This window comes from Ideonella alba (genome assembly GCF_018069875.1).
GTDB lineage: Bacteria > Pseudomonadota > Gammaproteobacteria > Burkholderiales > Burkholderiaceae_C > Ideonella > Ideonella alba.
The window spans coordinates 1-19,321 of sequence record NZ_JAGQDF010000013.1; the positions used below are offsets into that span (position 1 = coordinate 1).

20 protein-coding genes are annotated in these 19,321 nt (G+C 70.5%); 9 read left to right on the forward strand and 11 right to left on the reverse strand.

What is annotated here, in order from left to right:
* Nucleotides 1-97: 97 nt before the first annotated feature.
* From KAK07_RS19515 to katG, 4 genes are all read left to right on the forward strand, one after another.
* Complete coding sequence (locus KAK07_RS19515) at nucleotides 98-1,153, forward strand: cupin domain-containing protein (RefSeq protein WP_210862733.1); 1,056 nt, start codon at nucleotides 98-100, stop codon at nucleotides 1,151-1,153.
* A gap of 9 nt (nucleotides 1,154-1,162) precedes the next feature.
* Nucleotides 1,163-1,864: a fumarylacetoacetate hydrolase family protein gene (locus tag KAK07_RS19520; protein ID WP_210862734.1), complete on the forward strand. Its 702-nt coding sequence runs from the start codon at nucleotides 1,163-1,165 to the stop codon at nucleotides 1,862-1,864.
* The gene (maiA, locus tag KAK07_RS19525; RefSeq protein WP_210862736.1) at nucleotides 1,861-2,505 is read left to right on the forward strand and encodes a maleylacetoacetate isomerase; all 645 of its coding nucleotides are present in this window, start codon (nucleotides 1,861-1,863) and stop codon (nucleotides 2,503-2,505) included. Before KAK07_RS19520 ends, maiA begins: the two co-directional genes overlap by 4 nt.
* A gap of 116 nt (nucleotides 2,506-2,621) precedes the next feature.
* Entirely contained in the window at nucleotides 2,622-4,832 is a 2,211-nt protein-coding gene (katG, locus tag KAK07_RS19530; protein WP_210862738.1) for a catalase/peroxidase HPI, read from the forward strand.
* 25 nt (nucleotides 4,833-4,857) lie between these two features.
* On the opposite strand, the gene KAK07_RS19535 is transcribed toward katG, so the two are convergent.
* Complete coding sequence (locus tag KAK07_RS19535; RefSeq protein ID WP_210862740.1) at nucleotides 4,858-5,517, reverse strand: hypothetical protein; 660 nt, start codon at nucleotides 5,515-5,517, stop codon at nucleotides 4,858-4,860.
* Nucleotides 5,518-5,644: 127 nt separating this feature from the next.
* Nucleotides 5,645-6,064, reverse strand: a complete 420-nt coding sequence (locus KAK07_RS19540; RefSeq protein ID WP_210862742.1) for a hypothetical protein — start codon at nucleotides 6,062-6,064, stop codon at nucleotides 5,645-5,647.
* Nucleotides 6,065-6,564: 500 nt separating this feature from the next.
* Here KAK07_RS19540 and KAK07_RS19545 point away from each other — a divergent pair, with 500 nt between their 5' ends.
* Together KAK07_RS19545 and KAK07_RS19550 are read left to right on the forward strand one after the other, a co-directional pair.
* Nucleotides 6,565-6,966 carry a hypothetical protein gene (locus KAK07_RS19545; RefSeq protein WP_210862744.1) on the forward strand — a complete coding sequence of 134 codons (402 nt, stop codon included), beginning with the start codon at nucleotides 6,565-6,567 and terminating at the stop codon, nucleotides 6,964-6,966.
* Nucleotides 6,963-7,562, forward strand: a complete 600-nt coding sequence (locus KAK07_RS19550) for an exopolysaccharide biosynthesis protein (RefSeq protein ID WP_210862746.1) — start codon at nucleotides 6,963-6,965, stop codon at nucleotides 7,560-7,562. Before KAK07_RS19545 ends, KAK07_RS19550 begins: the two co-directional genes overlap by 4 nt.
* A 4-nt stretch (nucleotides 7,563-7,566) precedes the next feature.
* Here KAK07_RS19550 and cbbX read toward each other — a convergent pair whose 3' ends face one another.
* The 3 genes from cbbX to KAK07_RS19565 are packed head-to-tail and all read right to left on the reverse strand — an operon-like array spanning nucleotide 7,567 to nucleotide 10,547.
* On the reverse strand, nucleotides 7,567-8,508 hold the full coding sequence (cbbX, locus tag KAK07_RS19555) for a CbbX protein (RefSeq protein ID WP_210862748.1): 942 nt from the start codon (nucleotides 8,506-8,508) through the stop codon (nucleotides 7,567-7,569).
* Between the two features lie 11 nt (nucleotides 8,509-8,519).
* Nucleotides 8,520-9,038 (reverse strand): ribulose bisphosphate carboxylase small subunit, encoded by a 519-nt coding sequence (locus KAK07_RS19560; protein ID WP_210862750.1) that lies wholly within the window; start codon nucleotides 9,036-9,038, stop codon nucleotides 8,520-8,522.
* Between the two features lie 24 nt (nucleotides 9,039-9,062).
* A complete protein-coding gene (locus KAK07_RS19565; protein ID WP_210862752.1) occupies nucleotides 9,063-10,547 on the reverse strand; it encodes a form I ribulose bisphosphate carboxylase large subunit in 1,485 nt (494 codons plus the stop codon).
* A gap of 126 nt (nucleotides 10,548-10,673) precedes the next feature.
* Between KAK07_RS19565 and KAK07_RS19570 the strand changes: the two genes are divergently transcribed.
* Nucleotides 10,674-11,624, forward strand: coding sequence for a LysR substrate-binding domain-containing protein (locus tag KAK07_RS19570; RefSeq protein WP_210862754.1), 951 nt, complete (start codon nucleotides 10,674-10,676; stop codon nucleotides 11,622-11,624).
* A gap of 28 nt (nucleotides 11,625-11,652) precedes the next feature.
* Here KAK07_RS19570 and KAK07_RS19575 read toward each other — a convergent pair whose 3' ends face one another.
* The 4 genes from KAK07_RS19575 to KAK07_RS19590 form a co-directional block, all read right to left on the reverse strand.
* Nucleotides 11,653-12,528 (reverse strand): cytochrome c3 family protein, encoded by an 876-nt coding sequence (locus KAK07_RS19575; RefSeq protein WP_210862756.1) that lies wholly within the window; start codon nucleotides 12,526-12,528, stop codon nucleotides 11,653-11,655.
* Nucleotides 12,525-13,109: a hypothetical protein gene (locus KAK07_RS19580; protein ID WP_247664497.1), complete on the reverse strand. Its 585-nt coding sequence runs from the start codon at nucleotides 13,107-13,109 to the stop codon at nucleotides 12,525-12,527. Before KAK07_RS19580 ends, KAK07_RS19575 begins: the two co-directional genes overlap by 4 nt.
* Nucleotides 13,109-14,344: a 2Fe-2S iron-sulfur cluster-binding protein gene (locus KAK07_RS19585; protein WP_210862758.1), complete on the reverse strand. Its 1,236-nt coding sequence runs from the start codon at nucleotides 14,342-14,344 to the stop codon at nucleotides 13,109-13,111. Before KAK07_RS19585 ends, KAK07_RS19580 begins: the two co-directional genes overlap by 1 nt.
* Nucleotides 14,345-14,474: 130 nt before the next feature.
* Nucleotides 14,475-17,102 carry a cation-translocating P-type ATPase gene (locus KAK07_RS19590; protein ID WP_210862760.1) on the reverse strand — a complete coding sequence of 876 codons (2,628 nt, stop codon included), beginning with the start codon at nucleotides 17,100-17,102 and terminating at the stop codon, nucleotides 14,475-14,477.
* 133 nt (nucleotides 17,103-17,235) lie between these two features.
* On the opposite strand from KAK07_RS19590, the gene KAK07_RS19595 reads away from it, so the two are divergent.
* Complete coding sequence (locus KAK07_RS19595; RefSeq protein ID WP_210862762.1) at nucleotides 17,236-17,901, forward strand: phosphoglycolate phosphatase; 666 nt, start codon at nucleotides 17,236-17,238, stop codon at nucleotides 17,899-17,901.
* A 107-nt stretch (nucleotides 17,902-18,008) separates the two neighbouring features.
* Nucleotides 18,009-18,389 (forward strand): hypothetical protein, encoded by a 381-nt coding sequence (locus KAK07_RS19600; protein ID WP_210862764.1) that lies wholly within the window; start codon nucleotides 18,009-18,011, stop codon nucleotides 18,387-18,389.
* 193 nt (nucleotides 18,390-18,582) lie between these two features.
* Here the strand turns inward: KAK07_RS19600 and KAK07_RS19605 are convergent, their stop codons facing one another.
* Together KAK07_RS19605 and KAK07_RS19610 are read right to left on the reverse strand one after the other, a co-directional pair.
* Nucleotides 18,583-18,936 carry a hypothetical protein gene (locus KAK07_RS19605; RefSeq protein WP_210862766.1) on the reverse strand — a complete coding sequence of 118 codons (354 nt, stop codon included), beginning with the start codon at nucleotides 18,934-18,936 and terminating at the stop codon, nucleotides 18,583-18,585.
* Entirely contained in the window at nucleotides 18,933-19,277 is a 345-nt protein-coding gene (locus tag KAK07_RS19610) for a hypothetical protein (protein WP_210862767.1), read from the reverse strand. The genes KAK07_RS19605 and KAK07_RS19610 overlap by 4 nt, the downstream gene beginning before the upstream one ends.
* Nucleotides 19,278-19,321 lie beyond the last annotated feature (44 nt).

Below are 19,321 nucleotides of genomic sequence, written 5' to 3' on the forward strand. Positions count from 1 at the left end.
CGAGAGTCGATCTTGTCCATGCAGGGTCAGACTCTACGCGTCCGGAAAAGTTCAACATTTCAATGCCGGATCAATAATACCGAAATTGGAGCGAGCGATGAACGAGCAAGGAAGGTTCGACACCCTGGGCCGTCTGGAAGACCTGCCGCAGGACTACCGCGACGAACTCACCGCGCAGAACCTGGTGCCGCTGTGGCCCAGCCTGCGCGCGGTGCTGCCGCCGCATGTGCCGGCGCGCAAGACCCGGCCCACCCACTGGTCGTACGAGGCGCTGCGCCCGCTGCTGCTGAAGGCCGGCGAGCTCACGCCCATCGAGAAGGCCGAGCGCCGCGTGCTGGTGCTGGCCAACCCCGGTCACGGCCTGGAAAAGATGCAGGCCAGCGCCGCGATGTACCTGGGCATGCAGCTGCTGCTGCCCGGCGAGCTGGCCCCCGCGCACCGCCACACCCCCAACGCGGTGCGCATGGTGGTGGAAGGCGAGGGCGCCTGGACCCTGGTCAATGGCGAGAAGTGCCCGATGGCCCGCGGCGACCTGATCCTCACGCCCACCGGCCTGTGGCACGAGCATGGCCACGACGGCAGCGGCCCGGTGATCTGGCTGGATGTGCTGGACCTGCCGCTGGTCTACTACATCGAGGCCTCGTACCACGAGGAAGTGCCCAGCCAGACCGTGCAACCCGGCCAGGGCGTCAAGGCCTATGCGCGCGGCGGCGTGGCGCCCACCACCGTGTTCCAGCGCAGCGACAAGGCCTACCCGATGCTGCGCTACCCCTGGGCCGATGCCAAGGCCGCGCTGCTGTCGCTGGCCGAGGACCAGCCCGCGCTGGAATCGGTGCAGGTCACCTACATCAACCCCGAGACCGGCAAGGACGCCGAGAACATCCTGGGCTTCTACGCCCAGCTGCTGCGCCCGGGCCAGACGCTGCGCCTGCCGGCGCGCTCGCCCGCCCAGGTGCTGCACCAGATCGAGGGCTGCGTGGACGTGGCGGTGGAGTCCAGCGCCTTCACGCTGGCCGAGGCCGACACCTGCGCCATCCCCGGCTACACGGCGGCCACGCTGACCAACCGTTCGGCCACCGAGCCCGCCTTCATCTTCATCGCCGACGAGAGCCCGCTGCACCGCAAGCTGGGCGTCTACGAAGTGCGTTCGTAACCCCCGACCATGACCACCTACCTGTTCCCCCCGCCGCCCGTTGCCTCGCTGCCCATCGAGGGCCGCGCCGAGCGCTTCCCGGTCAACCGCCTGTTCTTCGTCGGCCGCAACTACCACGCGCATGCGGTGGAGATGGGCAAGCCGGTGGACAAGAGCGTGGAGCGGCCGTTCTACTTCACCAAGTCGCCCAGCACGCTGGTGGAATCGGGCTCAGAAGTGCCCTACCCCAGCGAGACGAAGAACTTCCACCACGAGATGGAGCTGGTGCTGGCGATTGGCCAGGCCGGCTTTCGCGTGCCGGCCGAGCAGGCCCACGAGCTGGTCTACGGCTACGCCTGCGGCCTGGACATGACCCGGCGCGACCTGCAGCTGGTGGCCCGCGACAAGGGCCGCCCCTGGGACCTGGGCAAGGATGTGGAGGGCTCGTCGGTCTGCGCGCCGATCAAGCCGCTGCCGGGCGTGGTGCTGGACCAGGGCGCGCTGGCGATGAGCGTGAACGGCCAGGTGCGCCAGCAGTCCAACGTGGACAAGCTGATCTGGAACATCCGCGAGATCATTGCCGACCTGTCGCTGTTCTATCATCTGCAGCCGGGTGATCTGATCTACACCGGCACGCCCGAAGGCGTGGGGCCGGTGGTGGCGGGTGATGTGATCGAAGGCTCGGTTGAGGGCGTGGGCAGCGTCAAGCTGGTGGTGGGCCCTGCCGAATGAAGTTGTTCAACTTCTTTCGCAGCGGGACATCCCACCGCCTGCGCATCGCGCTGAACCTCAAGGGCCTGGCGCCCGAGTACATCGCAGTGGACCTGCGCACGGAGGCGCACCTGCAGGACGCCTTCAAGGCCGTCAACCCGCAGCAGCTGGTGCCGGCGCTGGTGCTGGACGACGGCCAGGTGCTGATCCAGTCGCCCGCCATCATCGAATGGCTGGAAGAGCGCCACCCCACGCCGCCGCTGCTGCCCACTGATCCCGAAGCCCGCGCCCGCGTGCGCGCGCTGGCGGCCATCGTGGGCTGCGACATCCACCCCATCAACAACCGCCGCATCCTGGAAACCCTGCGCCAGCAGTTCGGCTGCGATGAGGCCGCCATCAACGCCTGGTGCGGCACCTGGATCAGCGCCGGCTTCGACGCGATCGAGGCGCTGCTGGCAGCCGACACCGCGCGCGGTGCCTACTGCTTTGGCCACACGCCCACGCTGGCCGATGTCTACCTGGTGCCCCAGGTGGAAAGCGCCCGCCGCTTTGGCGTGGACCTGTCGCGCTGGCCGCTGATCAGCGCAGTGGATGCGGCCTGCGCGAAGCTGCCGGCCTTTGCCGACGCGGCGCCGTCGAAGCAGCCCGACGCACCCCGCTGAGCCAGCCTGGGAGGCGGCGGCTATTGCATTGATTGGCTCAATCAAATACCCACACTGATAGCAGATCTCTAAAGTCCCGGCATCGGCACCAACGCCGTGTCACCGAGGAGATCCTGATGAGCCAGCCTGCCGCCGCCCAGTGCCCGTTCCACCACACCGGCGCCCGAACCACCCCCGCCGTCCGCGCCAATGCCGACTGGTGGCCCAACCAGCTGAACCTGGCGATCCTGCACCAGCACCAGCCGGTCTCCAGCCCGCTGGACGCTACGTTCGACTACGCCCACGACTTCGGTACGCTGGACTATGCCGCGCTCAAGCGCGACCTGGCCGCGCTGATGACCGACTCCCAGCCCTGGTGGCCCGCTGATTGGGGCCACTACGGCGGCCTGTTCATCCGCATGGCCTGGCACAGTGCCGGCACCTACCGCACGGCCGACGGCCGCGGCGGCGCCAGCACCGGCAACCAGCGCTTCGCGCCGCTCAACAGCTGGCCCGACAACGGCAACCTGGACAAGGCCCGCCGCCTGCTGTGGCCGATCAAGCAGAAGTACGGCAACGCCGTCTCCTGGGCCGACCTGATGATCCTGGCCGGCAACGTGGCGCTGGAGTCCATGGGCTTCAAGACCTTTGGCTTTGCCGGTGGCCGCGAAGACCTGTGGGCGCCCGAGGAAGACATCTACTGGGGCGCCGAGAAGACCTGGCTCGCCACCAGCGACCAGCCCCACAGCCGCTACCACGGCGAGCGCCAGCTGCAGAACCCGCTGGCCGCCGTGCAGATGGGCCTGATCTACGTGAACCCCGAAGGCCCCGATGGCCGCCCCGACCCGGTGGCCAGCGGCCGCGATGTGCGCGAGACCTTCGCCCGCATGGCGATGAACGACGAGGAAACCGTGGCCCTGATCGCTGGCGGCCACACCTTCGGCAAGGCCCACGGCGCGGGCGACCCGGCGCTGGTGGGCCCCGAGCCCGAGGCCGCGCCGATCGAGGCCCTGGGCCTGGGCTGGATCAACCAGCTGGGCAGCGGCCACGGCGTGCACACCACCACCAGCGGCATTGAAGGCGCCTGGAAGCCCCACCCCACGCGCTGGGACATGGGCTACTTCGAAACGCTCTTCAAGTACGAGTGGGAGCTGGTGAAGAGCCCGGCCGGCGCCCACCAGTGGCGTGCCAAGGACGTGGCGCCCGAGGACATGATTCCCGACGCGCACGACCCCGCGCTGAAGCACGCGCCGATGATGACCACCGCCGACCTGTCGCTGCGCTTCGACCCGGCGTATGAGGCCATCTCGCGCCACTTCCTGGCCCACCCGGAGCAGTTCGCCGACGCCTTCGCCCGCGCCTGGTTCAAGCTGACCCACCGCGACCTGGGCCCGAAGAGCCGCTACCTGGGCCCCGAAGCGCCCACCGAAGACCTGCTGTGGCAGGACCCGCTGCCGCCGGTGGACCACCCGCTGATTGACGCGGCCGACGCGGCCGAGCTGAAGCAGCGCGTGCTGGCCTCGGGCCTGAGCGTGGCGGAATTGGTCTCCACCGCCTGGGCCGCCGCCAGCACCTACCGCGGCAGCGACCGCCGCGGTGGCGTCAACGGCGCACGCATCCGCCTGGCGCCGCAGAAGGACTGGGCGGTCAACCAGCCGGCCCAGCTGGCCAAGGTGCTGCGCGTGCTGGAAGAAGTGAAGCGCGGCTTCGACACCCATGCCGAAGGCGGCAAGCGCGTCTCACTGGCCGACCTGATCGTGCTGGCCGGCAACGCCGGCGTCGAGGCCGCCGCGCAGGCGGCCGGCCACACGCTGCAGCTGCCCTTCACGCCCGGCCGCACCGACGCCAGCGCCGAGCAGACCGACGTCGAGTCCTTCGCCGTGCTGGAGCCGCAGGCCGATGGCTTCCGCAACTGGCGCGCCCAGGCCTTCAGCGTGGCGCCCGAGCAGATGCTGCTGGACCGCGCGCAGCTGCTGGGTCTGTCCGCGCCGCAGATGACCGCGCTGCTGGGCGGCCTGCGCGTGCTGGGCGCCAACCACGGCGGCGCGCCCGAGGGCGTGTTCACCCAGCGCCCCGGCCAGCTGACGAACGACTTCTTCGTTCACCTGCTGGACATGGGCACGGTGTGGGCCCCGGTGGGCGACAACGCCTACAGCGGCCGCGACCGCAGCACCGGCCGGCCACGCTGGACGGCCACGCGGGTGGACCTGGTGTTCGGCTCCAACGCGCAGCTGCGCGCGATCGCCGAGGTCTATGCGCAGGACGACGGCGGCGCGCGCTTCGTGCGCGAGTTCGCCGCGGCGTGGACGCAGGTGATGGAGGCGGACCGCTTCGACCTGCACCGCTGAGCGATGCCCGCGGGCCAGGCCTGTTTCAGCAGGTCTGGCCCTTCTTGCAGACCTTGGTCAGCGTCACCTGGTCGATCCAAACCGTGTCCCAGGGCAGGCCAGTGTCGACCAGGCGGCCCACGCCGTGCAGGCCCAGGTAGACGGTGTAGACGCCGTCCACCGGCGCCTTGAACTTGTAGGTGTGCGTGGCCGGCGGGGCGGTGACCCACTGGTTGGTCACCGGATCGATGATCAGGATCGGGCCCTGCATGTCAGGCGGCGTGCGCACGTAGTAGCCGGTGGTCGGGTCCTGCACGTAGAGAGGCTCGCCGGGGTTGAGCACGCGCACATCGAAGGCATTGATCGGGCCGACCTGACGGCCGTCGTTGTGCTGGTGCCAGCTGAGCTTGTAGGTGCCGGCGGTCAGCGTGACCGCCTGCGACAGCAGCGGCGACATCGGGAACTGCTTGCAGGACGGCGGGTCGCCCGGGTCGCAACGGTCGTAGCGGGCCTGGTAGACCAGCTCGCCGTTGGCGTCGACGAACAGGTTCAGCAGCGGGCGGCCGTCGCTCAGCGTGGCGCCGCTCCAGCCGGTGGTGTCGGCCGAGAAATCGCCGTTGACCAGCAGGTTGGCCTTGGCGGCCAGGGCAGCGATCGGGGCGGCGAGGCTGGCGACCAGGGCCAGGCAGGACAGGGTGAGGCGCATCGGGGCTCCGGACACGGCCAGACGCAGCCGCACCCGCCCAGTCTGCGGGTCGAAGCTGACCGGTGTCTGAGCTGCCCGGGTATACCCGATATCCGGCCCCTGCCCCGCAGGCCGCCCCGAGCGGCCTTCAGTGGTTGGCCAGGGCGGGCGTGTCGGGCAACACCATCGCGTGCTGCAGCCCCCAGTGCTCGACCGCGGCCACCAGCACCGCCGATTCGGCCTCGGCGACGAACTCGTCGGACTGGGCCAGCGCCACGCACAGGCTCAGCAGCCGGCGGCGCAGCGCGGGGTCCTGGATCTCGGCCATCAGGTCGGCCAGCGTGCGCTCGTCGAAGGGGCAGATGTCGGGGTCGACCCAGTGGCCCACCTCGCGCAGCTCCTTGATGTGGGCGGCCAGCAAGGCCAGCAGCGAGGAGCGCGACAGCCCCAGCGACTGGTGGACGGCGTGCCGGTCGAGCCAGTTCAGGGCCTGTTCACACGACCGGAAGGGGTTGCGAAGGCCTGCAGAAGCGGGCCAATCTAGGCGCAGCGCGCCGCCCGCACTCACGTGCGGGCAAGCGATGCAACGACGAGTGGCCCGCTTCGGCAGGCCTTCCCGCAGGGTTGATGTTCAGAGAGGCCGCATGCGGCGTTGCACCCCTCGCCGGGTATCCAACCCGGCTGCGGTGTGCGCCTTGCCTGCGGCCTCTCTGAACATCAACGCAATCCCTTCCGGCCGTGTGAACAGGCCCTCGCTCGGCGGGATCGACCAGGCCGTCGGCGGTGGCGGTCAGCGCCAGGATGCGGGCGGCGGCCTGGGGGCTGTCGATGGGGTAGCTGCGCATGGCGTGTCTCCTCGGTGAAGGGGGGCCGGCAATCGCCGGACGGCTGGAATGTGGTGGTGGCTCGGGTGCGGAACCAGCAGGCTTTTCCGCGCAGGGGCTTCGAAAAACCCGGCCGCCACGCCTTGCGGGAAAACCGAAGCCTTGTTCAGGCCCGACCTGGCTTGTGCCGCGCCGCCCCGCCCCCACACTGCCGGGATTCCTGGTCCTTCACCCCTGACACACCATGCTTTACGCCCTCAGCTGGCTGCTGGTCGCCGTTGTTCTTGCAGGCTGGTCCCTGCTGGTCTGGGCCGTGCATGCGCTGGCCACCTGGAGCCTCAACAGTGCCGGCGCGATGGCCGGCAACCCCGAGCCGGGCAGCCTGCTGTCGCTGCCCGCCTGGCTGGCCGACTGGGTGCCGCTGGACCTGGTGGGCGCACTGGGCCAGCTGGTGGCCTGGTTGGGCCCGTGGGTGGATGCCACGCTGTCGGCCGCCCCGGCGCTGGCCACCGGCCTGACGGTGCTGAGCTGGGTGCTGTGGGGCCTGGTCAGCCTGCTGCTGGTGCTGCTGGGCGCCGGCCTGCACGGGCTGATCGCGCTGTGGCAGCGGCGCGCGCCGACGCTGGCCGCCGGTGGCGCCGCATGACGCCGCCGATCGCGCAGCGCCTGCGCGACGCGGCCGCATCGGTCGGCCGCGAGCGGGTGTCGATGCAGGCGCTGGCCCAGGCCCACGGCCCCGAGGCCCAGGGCACGCTGCTGCTGCTGCTGGCCATGCCCTGCCTGCTGCCGGTGCCGGGGGTGGGCACGGTGCTGAGCCTGGGCATTGCTGCGCTGTCGGTGGCCATGTGGCGCGGCCACGGCGTGGGCCTGCCGCCGCGGGTGGCGGCGCTGAAGCTGCCCGGGGACTGGGCGCGCCGGGTGCTGCACGGCCTGGCCACCGCCTATGCGCTGGCCGGCCGCCATGCGCGGCAGCGCCTGGACACGCTGACCGCCGAGCGCTGGCACCCAGTGCTGGCGGCGGTGGTGGGCCTGATGGCGCTGATCGTGCTGCTGCCGATTCCGTTCGGCAACCTGCTGCCCTCGCTGGCGCTGGTGCTGATCGGCCTGGGCTTGGTGTTCCGCGACGGGCTGGCGGTGGCCCTGGGCCTGGCCGGCGCCGCGCTGGCGGTGCTGGCCACGACGGGCCTGGTGCTGTGGGCCTGGACCTGGGGCAGCGACTGGGCGGCGCGCTGGATCAGCTGACAGGTCAGCCCGCGGCGAACACCCGGCTGGCCAGGATGTCCACGTCGGCGATGGTGGACAGCTCGGTGGCGTCCAGCACCCGTTCGCGGTCGGCGTACAGGCGGCTGGCCTGGCGCAGGCGCGAGCGGTCCAGCGCATTGCGCACGCTGCGCGCATTGGCAAAGTGCGGCTGCTGCACGCGGCGGCGCAGGTAGGCCTCGAAGGCGGCCGGGGCGCCGTCGCCGAAGCGGTAGTGCGACTGGCTGAGCATGCGGTCCGCGATCTGCAGCAGCTCCTCCACCGAGTAGTCCGGAAAGGCCAGGTGGTGGGCAATGCGCGAGCTCATGCCCGGGTTGCTCTGGAAGAAGGTGTTCATCCGGTCCTCGTAGCCGGCCAGGATGACCACCAGGTCGTCGCGCTGGTTCTCCATCACCTGCAGCAGGATCTCGATCGCCTCCTGGCCGTAGTCGCGCTCGTTCTCGGGGCGGTAGAGGTAGTAGGCCTCGTCGATGAACAGCACGCCGCCCATCGCTTTCTTGAGCACCTCCTTGGTCTTGGGCGCGGTGTGGCCGATGTACTGGCCCACCAGGTCGTCACGGGTGACGCTGACCACCTGCGGCCGGCGCACATAGCCCAGCCGGTGCAGGATCTCGGCCATTCGCAGCGCCACCGTGGTCTTGCCGGTGCCGGGGTTGCCGGTGAAGCACATGTGCAGCGACGGCGGCTGCGCTGCCAGCCCGTGCTGGGCGCGCAGCCGGTCGATCACCAGCAGCGCGGCGATGTCGCGGATGCGTGATTTCACCGGCACCAGGCCGACGAGGTCGTGGTCCAGCTCGTCCAGCACCGATTCGATGCCGCTGTGCGCCAGCACCTCGCCGACGGTGCGCGGGGGCGGGGCCGAGGGGTCGTCGGCGGCACTGGCGGGCGCCAGGCTCGCACCGGGGATGCGATACAGCGGAGCATTCATCGCTCGCGTCCTCAGCCGCTGTAGCGCTCGGCCTCGGGCCGGTCGGTGGCGTAGGAGTGAACGGTGTAGCGGATCGAGCGCCCATCGGCCTCCTGCCGCACGAGGCCGAAGCCGGGCTCGGTGCTGGGCCGGTTGACGATGAAGCTCATCGCGATGGACTCGATGCCGCGGGTGGAGTCAAAGGCCATCAGGCGGATGTAGTGCTGGGGGAAGGTCTCGCGGCAGGCCTTCAGTTCCATCATCACGGCGGCGGCGCCGGCCGCCGGGCCGTCCCAAGGCCGGCGGTCCCCCTCGGGGGGCGGGGTCGGCCTGCCGACCCCTGGGGGCTCCAGGTTCTGCAGGTCGAACATCGGCATGCCGAACATCTCCCAGTAGGTGTTGCGCGGGTGCGGGTCGTCGGTGTATTCCACGCTCCAGGCGTAGCCCTTGCGCAGGCCGTAGTCGATCTGCTGGGTGATTTCGGCGTCGCTCAGGTCGGGCAGGAAGCTGAACTGGCCCTGGGTCACGCGGCCGGCGGGGTTGGTCATCATGGTGGGTGTCTCCTTCGTGCGGGTTCAGGCCAGGGCCGGCGTGACCGCGTAATCGCTGGTGTCGGTGGGGGTGTAGTTGAAGCTGATGTCGCCCCAGGTATCCAGGGCCTGCTTCAGCGGCGTGCAGAAGCGCGCGGCGTTGCGCAGGATCTCGGGGCCTTCGTTGACGATGTCCTTGCCCTCGTTGCGCGCCTTGACCATGGCTTCCAGCGCCACGCGGTTGGCCACGCCACCGGCCTGGATGCCGGCCGGGTGACCGATGGTGCCGCCGCCGAACTGCAGCACCACGTCGTCGCCGAACAGGTGCAGCAGCTGGTGCATCTGGCCAGCGTGGATGCCGCCCGAGGCCACCGGCATCACCTTCTTCAGGTCGCACCAGTCCTGGTCGAAGTACAGACCGCGCGGCAGGTCCTGCCGGGTGTAGGCGTCGCGGCAGACGTTGTAGTAGCCCTGCACGGTCATCGGGTCGCCCTCGAGCTTGCCCACCGCGGTGCCGGTGTGCATGTGGTCCACGCCGGCCAGGCGCAGCCACTTGGCGATCACGCGGAAGCTCACGCCGTGGCTCTTCTGGCGGGTGTAGGTGCCGTGGCCGGCGCGGTGCAGGTGCAGGATCATGTCGTTGCGGCGGCACCATTCGCCCAGGCTCTGGATGCAGGGCCAGCCGACGATCAGGTCGATCATCACGATCACGCTGCCCAGGCTCTTGGCGAACTCGGCGCGCTCGTAGATGGCCTCCATCGTGCCGGCGGTGACGTTGAGGTAGCTGCCCTTGACCTCGCCGGTGGCGGCGCTGGCCTTGTTGACGCCGTCCATCACGTACAGGAAGCGGTCGCGCCAGTGCATGAAGGGCTGCGAGTTGATGTTCTCGTCGTCCTTCATGAAGTCCAAGCCGCCCTTCAGGCCCTCGTAGATGACGCGGCCGTAGTTGCGCGCCGACAGGCCCAGCTTGGGCTTGGTGGTGGCGCCCAGCAGCGGGCGGCCGAACTTGTCCAGGCGCTCGCGCTCGACGATCAGGCCGGTGGGCGGGCCCTTGAAGGTCTTGACATAGGCCACCGGGATGCGGATGTCCTCCAGCCGCGCCGCCTTCAGCGGCTTGAAGCTGAAGACGTTGCCGATCAGGCTGGCCGTCATGTTGGCGATCGAGCCCTCTTCGAAGAGGATGATGTCGTAGGCGACCCAGGCGAAGTACTCGCCCGGCCGGCCCGGCACCGGCTCGACCTTGTAGCACTTGGCGCGGTAGTTTTCGCAGGCAGTGAGGCGGTCGGTCCAGACCACGGTCCAGGTGGCGGTGCTGCTCTCGCCGGCCACGGCGGCGCCGGCTTCCACCGGGTCCACGCCGTCCTGCGGCGTGATGCGGAACAGGCAGATGGTGTCGGTGTCCTTGGGCACGTAGTCGGGCACCCAGTAGCCCATCTGGCGGTACTTCAGGACACCCGCGCTGTAGCGCTTCTTGGCGTCGACGATCTGGGTGGCCTCGGCCACCAGGCCGGCGTCCACAGGGCTGTTCATGGGGTGTCTCCTTCAGGGGTCTCAGAGTGGGTGGGTGACCCCACTGTAGGAACAGGCTTGCGAAAGAAACAGTCAGAAGTTCTTGTCGATCACGTAAGGTTCGGCTGAGGTGTCAGGGGGAGATTGATGAATGTCACTTTCAGACAGCTGCGCGTGTTCACCGAGGTCGCGCGCCACAACAGCGTGCAGCGCGCATCCGAAGTGCTGCACCTGACACCGCAGGCGGTGTCGATGCAGCTGCGCGAGATCGAGTCGCAGGTGGGCCTGCGCCTCTTTGACCGCCAGGGCCGCGGCCTGAGCCTGTCGATGGCCGGCGAGCAGTTCCTGATGCAGGCGCGGCGCATGCTGGCGCTGCTGAAGGAAACCCAGGACCTGATGGCGCGCTACAAGCAGGTGGCATCGGGCCGCCTGAGCATCGGCATGCTGGGCCCGGCCAAGTACTTCCTGCCCACGCTGCTGGCGCGCTTTCGCGCCGAACACCCGGGCGTGCAGGTCACGCTGCGCCTGGGCAACCGCGCGCAGCTGGTGGCCGCGATGCAGGCGCGCGAGGTGGACATGGCCGTGATGGGCCGCGCCCCCGCCGACTGGCCCAACCGCGCCGAGCCCTTTGCGATGCACCCGCAGGTGCTGGTCACCGCGCCCGACCACCCCTTCACCGCGCTGGCCCATGTGCCGGTGGCCGCCCTGGCGCGCGAAACGCTGATCGTGCGCGAAGCCGGCTCGGGCACCCGCGCCGCGATGGAGGAGTTCCTGCGCGCCCACCACGTGCAGCCGGTGTCGCTGATGGAGATCCCCAGCGACGAAGCCATCAAGCAGGCCGTGATGGCCGGCCTGGGCGTGAGCCTGCTGTCGCGCCACACCGTGGCGCTGGAGCTGCAGCACGGCCTGATCGCCACCCCGCCGATGGAAGGCCTGCCGCTGCTGCGCCGCTGGCACCTGGTGCGCAGCAGCGGCACCGAGCTGTCACCGGCGGCCGAGGCGTTTCGCTACTTCCTGCTGGAGAGCGGGCGGGGCGTGCTGGCGGAGCTGGTGGGCGAGATCAGCGGGGGGACGGAGACGGTGGAGGAGGCGGATTGAGGGAGAGCGGGCGACCCTCTCGCCGGGCTCAATCCCGCTCACGTCGACCTCGCGACCGACCGGCCTGTTCCTCGGGCTCCACACCCGGGTCACGATGGCATTCCACGCAGTTCGTGAAGTCGCGGATGCCCTCTTCCAGATGCTCCGCCCGCACCTTGGCTTCGGAGTGTTCGTGGCAGCCGTAGCAGGTGTAGCGGCTGTAGTCGTTGTTCCTGTGGCAGGTCTCGCACGAGGCCTGGTGGTCGCGGTCGAGCACGAAGGACTTGTCGTGGTCGAAGGTCGCGGGCTTCCAGGCAGCGGTCTGGTGGCAGGACTGGCAACTGCCCTTGATCTGCCGGTGCATGCGGTCGTTCGGCGCGTTGTGGCAACTGTCGCAGCGGTCGCGCACCGGAGCCGTCAGCAGCTGGTGGTCGAAGTGGGCCGGCTTCCAGGCGGTGTCGCCGTGGCACTGGCTGCATTCGAGCCGCAGGTCGCGGTGCACCGTGTCCTTCGGCGCGCCGTGGCAGGACGCGCACTGGTCCTTCACCGACAGCTTCAGCAGCGCGTGCGAGAACGGCTTGCGGCTGCGCTTGGTGAGCTTGGGCCCCTGGTGGTCGCTGTGGCAGGCCATGCAGTCCTGCTCGATCAGCTGCTGGTGGAACGAGACCTTGACGGTCCGCGCCGCAATGGGCTCGCCCTTCGTCGTCTTCAGCCCGACGTCGGCGATGGCGTGGCATTCGGTGCAGCGCGCCGTCAAGGCGCCGCGCCACGGCGCGTGGCAGGCAAAGCAGTCGGTCGCCAGCGTCTCGTGCCCCCTGACCAGCGGCCCCGGGCTGACCATCAGATGCGGGACCACGAACGCGAGCGCGACCAGCACCACCAGGTTCAGCACGACGACGATCCACAGGACGGGCCGCTTCTTCATGTCCAGCCCCAGAACAGGAAGATCGCCACGATGTGCGCGGTGGCCAGCACGGCAAAGGCCAGCGTGATCGGGAAGTGCACGACGCGCCACTGCTTGACGGCGTCAAAGGTCAGGCTGTCCCAGTAGAGCTGGTCTTCCAGCTCGGACTCGGGCAGCCCGCGCGCACGCATGCGCTGGCGCGTGGCCTCCAGGCGGCGGCGCGAGCGGTCCAGCAGGAACTTGCCGACCAGCCCGCTGCCGACGTTGATCAGCATCGCCCACACCGCCAGCCAGCCGAGGATCGCGTTGAAGTGCACACCGGCATGCACCAGCACCAGCAGCGAACCCAGCCACGCCAGCAGTTCGTGCCAGCGCAGCAGCCGGGCCGGGTGGCCGGCCCGGATCAGCTGGCGCTTGCGCAGCGAATAGGCTGTCGAGCCGATGATGAGCAGGGTGCCCGGGATGCCGAGCCAGCGGCCGACCCACAGCAGGTCCAGCAGGTGCAGCAGGCCGTCCAGCGCCAGCGCCAGCAGCGCCAGCAAGGCGAAGCTCGCCAGGAAAGGCAGCACCTCGCGCTGGATCAGTCGGGCCTTCAGCGGCATCAGGCCTCCAGCACCAGGGCGGTGGTTGGCCGGCCGACGCACAGCAGGCAGTGGCCGCGCGCCACGTCGTGGTCCGGCGCCTGCGGGTAGGCCACCGTGCCCTCCAGCACGCGCGTCTCGCAGCTGCCGCAGCCGCCTGAGCGGCACCCCGACTCCACCGCAATGCCGTGGCGCTCGGCGAAGTCGAGCAAGGAGGCGTCGCTGCCGTTCCATGCCAGGGTCCGACCCGACCGCTGGAAGCGCACCTCGACGCCCATCGCCTCAGGGGGCGCAGCCGCCGGCACGACGGGCCGGGTCACCGATGCCGGGCCGAAGGCCTCATGGTGGATGTCGGCGAGCGGTACGCCCCAGTCGGCCAGCGCCGGCACGAGGGTCTGCATCATGGCCGCCGGGCCGCAGATGTAGAACTGGTGCCGGCCGTGCGGCACGGTCTTGCGCAGCAGGTCGATGTCGACGTGCCCGAGGTGCTGGAAGTCGCGCCCCGGCACATCGGCCGCGGTGGGCCGGCTGTAGACCACCTGCAGCGTCATCGCCGGGTGGGCTGCGGCCAGGGCCTCGAGCTGCGCCTTGAACGCATGCTCGTCGCTGTTGCGCAGGCCGTAGAACAGGTGAACCGGGCGCTGCGGCTGGTGGGCGATGCACCAGCGCAGCATGCTCATCATCGGCGTGATGCCGATGCCGCCGCCGATCAGCACCACGGGCACGGCGGCGTCCGGGTCGATGCAGAAGTGACCCGAGGGCGCCTTGACGCGCAGCACATCGCCGACGCGAACGTGGTCGTGGAAATGGTTCGAGGACAGGCCCGGCAGCACATCCGGTTGGCCTTGCGGGGCCGGCACGCGCTTGATCGTCACCCGGTAGTGCGCCGGATCCGGCCGATCGGACAAGGAGTAGCACCGCGTGATCGTGCGCCCGGCCTCGCCGGCAGCGCCTGCAGCCCAGGTCAGCGAGAAGGTCAGGAACTGGCCCGGGCGGAAGGCCGGCAGCGGCTGGCCATCGACCGGCTGCAGGTAGAAGGAGCACTGGGTACGTGCCACGTCCTCCAGCTCGCGCCGCGCCACGCGGAACTCGCGCCAGCCTGGCCAGGCGAGGTCGGCACCGGCGTGCTGCTCAGCGGCCGGCGGCGGCGCCACCGACGCCGCGATGCGCCGGCGCCGCAGCACCACGCCGATGCCCAGCGCCAGCTGGATCAGCCAGGCGGCGCAGATCAGTGCGAGCAGTTCGACGGCGGTCATGGGTGGTGTCCTGCCCCGGCGCAGCCACGGGGAGCGCAGACGGGTCCAGGGCAGTCTCGATGCCGACCTGACGATGGCCCTTGAGAGGCATCAAGCCGCGCCGACCTGCGGCCGCGCGGTTCAGCAGCCCTTAAGGTGGGGCAACGGCACGCTGCGGCCCTTTCCTGCGCACCCACTTGATGGCCTCGAACCACGCCACGCTCAGCACACCGAGGCCCATGGCCGCGCCCAGTTCGTGGATGGGCAAGGGCGAGAACCGCAGCACCTGGACGGCCCACGGCAGGTAGAGCGCTGCGGCCAGCAGGGCCAGCGCCCCACCGATCACCCACCACAGGGTGGCGTTTGGCGTGCGCAGCGTCATCCACAGCGAGCCGTGGGTCGAGCGGTTCGACAGGATCAGCGCGAGGTTGCCGGTGACGAGGGTGGCGAACGCGAAGGCCCGCGCCTCGGCCTCAGCGATGCGCGGGCTCGCCCAGGCGTAGGCCAGCAGCACCACCAGCAGCACGCCCGCGCCCTGCAGCAGGGCCAGCCACAAGGTCGCACCACCGAACAGCGGCGCCGAGGCGTCGCGCGGCGGCCGCTGCATGACATCGTGCTCGGCGGGCTCGTTCTCGAAGGCGATCGAGCAGGCCGGGTCGATGATCAGCTCGAGCACCGCGATGTGCATCGGGTAGAGCAGCGGCGGCCAGCCGAACAGCACCGGCAGCAGCGCCATGCCGGCGATGGGCACGTGCACCGCGAGGATGTAGGACATCGCCTTGCGCAGGTTGTCGAAGATGCGGCGGCCCAGCCGCATCGCGTGGACGATGGAGGCGAAGTTGTCGTCGATCAGCACGAGCGACGACGACTCGCGCGCCACATCGGTGCCGCGGCCGCCCATCGCCACGGCGACGTGCGCGGCACGCAGGGCCGGCGCATCGTTCACGCCATCACCGGTCATCGCGACGATCTCGCCACGCGCCTTCAGGGCCTGCACGATGCGCAGCTTCTGGTCGGGCGTGATGCGGGCGCAGATCCGGACCTCCGCCATGCGCTCGCGCAGCGCCTCGTCGTCCAGGTCTGCGATCTCGTCGCCGGACAGCACATCGGCGTTGCCGTCGGCCACGCCCGCCTGCTCGGCGATGGCGCGCGCCGTGGCCGGGTAGTCGCCGGTGATCATCACCACCCGGATGCCCGCGGCGCGGCATTCGGCCACGGCGTGCGGCACCTGTGGCCGCACGGGGTCGGCCAGCCCGAGCAGGCCGACGAACTCAAAGTCAAAACCGTGCTCATCCGCCGGCCAGTCCTGGCCGACGAAGCGGCCCCGCGCGGCAGCCAGCACGCGCAGCCCCTTCGCCGCCAGTTCATCGACCGCCGCGGCGATGCGCTGGCGCTCGGCGTCGCCCAGATGGCACAGGTCGACCACCGCCTCTGGCGCGCCCTTGGCGGCGATCGTGTGCACGCCCGCCTCGTCGGACGCCCAGACATGCGACATCGCCCGCAGCGCGGGAGACAGCGCGTAGGTCTGCACCAGGCGCCAGTCGCGGTGCAGATGCTCGGTGTGGGCCAGGCAGCGCTGGCCGAGTTGGTGGAACGCCTTCTCCATCGGATCGAAGGGGTCCACCACGCTGGCCAGGATGGCCACCTCGACCAGGGCGTGGAAGGCTTCGGGCAGATCGCCGCCCTCGGCCGGCAAGGCCAGGCGCTGATCGACCGCCGTGCCACCGGCGACCAGGTGGGTCACGGTCATGCGGTTCTCGGTCAGCGTACCGGTCTTGTCCGAACACAGCACCGTCGTGGCGCCCAGCGTCTCGATCGCGGTGATGCGCCGCGTCAGCACGCCTTCCTTCGACAAGCGGCGCGCGCCCAGCGCCGGAAAGACGGTCAGCACCACCGGATACTCCTCCGGCAGCATCGCCATCGCCAGCGCAATGCCTGCCAGCACGGCCTGAAGCCAGTCGCCCTGGAGCAGTCCATGGACCAGGACCAGCGCCAGGCTCAGGCCCAGGGCCAGCAGCGCCAGCTTGCGCACCAGCGACGCGGTCTGCTTCTGCAAGGGCGTGCGCTCGGCGGCCACGCTGCCGAGTGCGGCGCCGATGCGTCCGATCTCGCTGCGCGGGCCAGTGGCGGTGACCTGCGCCAGCGCCTGACCTTGGACGAGCAGGGTGCCGGCGTAGACCCTTGGCTGATCGTCGCCGCCGGGGGCAGCGGCGACGGCCTGCGTCAGCTCCTCGGCACGTGCCTGGCGCTTGCCCACGGCGACGGATTCGCCGGTCAGCAGCGACTCATCCGCACGCACGTTGTCGGCGGACAGGAGCAGCGCGTCGGCCGGCACCCGGTCGCCCTCGCTGAGCTTCAGCAGATCGCCGCGCACCACGTCGCGCCCGGCGATGCGCTGCGGCTGGCCGTCGCGGATGACCAGCGCCCGCGGACTGGTCAGATCGCGCAAGGCCTCGATGGCCCGCTCGGTGCGGCCTTCCTGGAACAGCGTCAGCGCGAGCGTCACCACGACGAAACCGAAGAGCGTCAGGCCTTCCTGGAGGTCGCCGAACGCCAGGTAGAGCGTGCCCGCCGCGAGCAGCAGCAGGAACATCGGCTCGCGCATCGTCTCCAGCGCGATCGACAGCAGCGTGCGCCGCTCTCCACCTGGCAGCGCGTTGGGTCCGTCTTCGGCCAGCCGCCGCTGGGCCTCGGTGGTGCTGAGGCCGTTGGCGGGCGACAGCGCGGTGCTGGCGACGCGGTCTGTGGCGGTGGGGGAATCCGGGGTGTGGGGTGCCATGGTGCATGGCGAGCCTACCAGCCGCCCCGTTGGCTGGACTTGCGCCATGTGGCCTGGGGTCATCAAAGGCACGCCGCACGGGCACCGGCGGCCCCGACGCACAATCCGCGCTCCCCCCAACCCGCGCCGAGACATGAGCCCAGCCACCCCCCTGCCCTGGCACGCCGCCATCATCGACCTGGACGGCACGATGGTGGACACCGTGGGCGACTTCGACGCCGCGCTGAACCGCACGCTGGCCGAGCTGGACCAGCCGGCCATCCAGCGCGCCTTCATCGAGCGCACCGTGGGCAAGGGCTCGGAGCACCTGATCCGCCGCACGCTGGCCGAGGTGGGCGCCCCGGCCGAGCTGTACGAGGCCGCCTGGGCCGCCTACCAGCGCCACTATCGGCACATCAACGGCGCGCACTCGGCGGTGTACTCGGGCGTGCTTGAAGGCCTGCAGGCGCTGCGCGCGCGCGGCCTGCGCCTGGCCTGCCTGACCAACAAGCCGGGCGAGTTCGCACGCGAGCTGCTGGCGCGCAAGGGCCTGGACGGCCACTTCGAGGTGGTCTTCGGCGGCGACGCCTTCGAGCGCAAGAAGCCCGACCCGCTGCCGCTGCTGCGCACCTGTGAAGCGCTGGGCACCGCGCCCGCGCAGACGCTGATGGTGGGCGATTCCAGCAACGACTGCCAGGCCGCGCGCGCCGCCGGCTGCCCGGTGGTGCTGGTGCGCTATGGCTACAACCATGGCGAGCCGGTGGAGGCCTCGCAGCCCGACCGCGTGATCGACCGCCTGGACGCGCTGCTGCAGCCCTGAGGGCGCACGGCGGCCGAACCAATGGCAAGGCCGGCCCGGCGCACCCTCGGCCCGTTCCCGACGGCGACCCCCGCCCGACAGCCGCGGATCAGCAGGGGAGACACCGCGTGACGCCACCCTTCCACCGCCAGCGACCGCGCCGCGTGCTGGCGCTGCTGCTGCTGGCCTGCGCCTGCAGCGCCGCGCGGGCCGAGCCGGAGATTCCGCCGCCGGCCGAGTTCGTCGCCGGCATGGAGCTGGGCATTGCGGCCTGCTCGCGGCGTACGCCGGCGCAGGCCGCGGTCTTCGCCCGGGTGCGACAAGTGCTGGCGGGCAGCTTCGCCGGTCGGACCTATGCGTCGTACATCGGCACGGCCGAGTACGAGGCCCACCACCAGCGGCTCAGCACCGAGCTGAGCCAGGCCTCGGAGGCCGATCTGGCCGAGTCCTGCCAGATCCTGCTGCAGCTGGCCCAGGGGCCGCCGCAGGGGATCCTGTACCACCGCTGAGGCGCGGCCTCAGCGCGCCACCACCCGCCCCATCTGCCGCACCACCGGCGCCAGCGCGAGTGCCAGCACGGTGAGCGGTGCGCAGGCCTCACTGCAGACAGCCCGTCGTACCAGTGTGGTGCGCCGCACGTCCGTCAGCGCCCGACCGAAGCGCGGCAGCCGCCGATGCCGACGGCGCCGATCGGGCGGATGTTCAGCGCGCGAGTTCGCGCCGCAGGGCATCGATGTTGTCCTGCGCGCGCTGCCGCTCGGCGGGATTCACGACACGCCCAGCGCTCTGCAGGGCGGCCAGCGCAGCTTGCTCCTGGCGCAGCTCGTTCTCCAGGATGGCGCGCCGAGCGATGTCACGCTGGCGCTGCAACGTCGGCGCAACACCGGGGCTCGGTGGGGCGGCTGACGGGGAGGCTGGTGCGGACTCGACGCAGCCCTGGGCGCCCCCGACGATCAGCTCGACCCGACCCTGACGACAGTGCCACTGCGCCGACGCGGGCCTGAGCAGCAGGCCCAGCACGACAACGGCGAGCCATTGGCCGGGACCGGCGGTCATATCGGCGCGTTGCTGATCGGCACGGCCAGCAACCGGCCTTCGGCATCCTCGATCGTGATGGGCATGTCCGACAGACACACGCCGTTGAAGGTCAGCGTGAAGCCCTCCCCCGGCATGTTGACGCGTGCGCGATCGAGCGACATGGCCAACGGCGCAGCGTTCTTCAGCACGTAGGGCGGCTTGCCGCCATAGACATGGACGGTTGGACCTATCCCCACGAAGCAGCGGCCCTTGGCGCCGACCTTGACCGCATCGGGCGACGCCCAGACGGCATCGGCCGGACCCAGTTCATTGCCGCCACCGCCGCAACCGGCCAGGGCGATCGCCAGCGGCAAGGCCACCAGGCCGCACCGGGAAGAACGTGGGATGGATGTGGACACGGAGC

What these genes read in the sequence shown, in the direction of transcription:
- KAK07_RS19515 (WP_210862733.1), top strand. Translation starts at nt 98, where the DNA reads ATGAACGAGCAAGGAAGGTTCGACACCCTGGGCCGTCTGGAAGACCTG.
- KAK07_RS19520 (WP_210862734.1), top strand. Translation starts at nt 1,163, where the DNA reads ATGACCACCTACCTGTTCCCCCCGCCGCCCGTTGCCTCGCTGCCCATC.
- maiA (WP_210862736.1), top strand. Translation starts at nt 1,861, where the DNA reads ATGAAGTTGTTCAACTTCTTTCGCAGCGGGACATCCCACCGCCTGCGC.
- katG (WP_210862738.1), top strand. Translation starts at nt 2,622, where the DNA reads ATGAGCCAGCCTGCCGCCGCCCAGTGCCCGTTCCACCACACCGGCGCC.
- KAK07_RS19535 (WP_210862740.1), bottom strand. Translation starts at nt 5,517, where the DNA reads ATGCGCCTCACCCTGTCCTGCCTGGCCCTGGTCGCCAGCCTCGCCGCC.
- KAK07_RS19545 (WP_210862744.1), top strand. Translation starts at nt 6,565, where the DNA reads ATGCTTTACGCCCTCAGCTGGCTGCTGGTCGCCGTTGTTCTTGCAGGC.
- KAK07_RS19550 (WP_210862746.1), top strand. Translation starts at nt 6,963, where the DNA reads ATGACGCCGCCGATCGCGCAGCGCCTGCGCGACGCGGCCGCATCGGTC.
- cbbX (WP_210862748.1), bottom strand. Translation starts at nt 8,508, where the DNA reads ATGAATGCTCCGCTGTATCGCATCCCCGGTGCGAGCCTGGCGCCCGCC.
- KAK07_RS19560 (WP_210862750.1), bottom strand. Translation starts at nt 9,038, where the DNA reads ATGATGACCAACCCCGCCGGCCGCGTGACCCAGGGCCAGTTCAGCTTC.
- KAK07_RS19565 (WP_210862752.1), bottom strand. Translation starts at nt 10,547, where the DNA reads ATGAACAGCCCTGTGGACGCCGGCCTGGTGGCCGAGGCCACCCAGATC.
- KAK07_RS19570 (WP_210862754.1), top strand. Translation starts at nt 10,674, where the DNA reads ATGAATGTCACTTTCAGACAGCTGCGCGTGTTCACCGAGGTCGCGCGC.
- KAK07_RS19575 (WP_210862756.1), bottom strand. Translation starts at nt 12,528, where the DNA reads ATGAAGAAGCGGCCCGTCCTGTGGATCGTCGTCGTGCTGAACCTGGTG.
- KAK07_RS19580 (WP_247664497.1), bottom strand. Translation starts at nt 13,109, where the DNA reads ATGCCGCTGAAGGCCCGACTGATCCAGCGCGAGGTGCTGCCTTTCCTG.
- KAK07_RS19585 (WP_210862758.1), bottom strand. Translation starts at nt 14,344, where the DNA reads ATGACCGCCGTCGAACTGCTCGCACTGATCTGCGCCGCCTGGCTGATC.
- KAK07_RS19590 (WP_210862760.1), bottom strand. Translation starts at nt 17,102, where the DNA reads ATGGCACCCCACACCCCGGATTCCCCCACCGCCACAGACCGCGTCGCC.
- KAK07_RS19595 (WP_210862762.1), top strand. Translation starts at nt 17,236, where the DNA reads ATGAGCCCAGCCACCCCCCTGCCCTGGCACGCCGCCATCATCGACCTG.
- KAK07_RS19605 (WP_210862766.1), bottom strand. Translation starts at nt 18,936, where the DNA reads ATGACCGCCGGTCCCGGCCAATGGCTCGCCGTTGTCGTGCTGGGCCTG.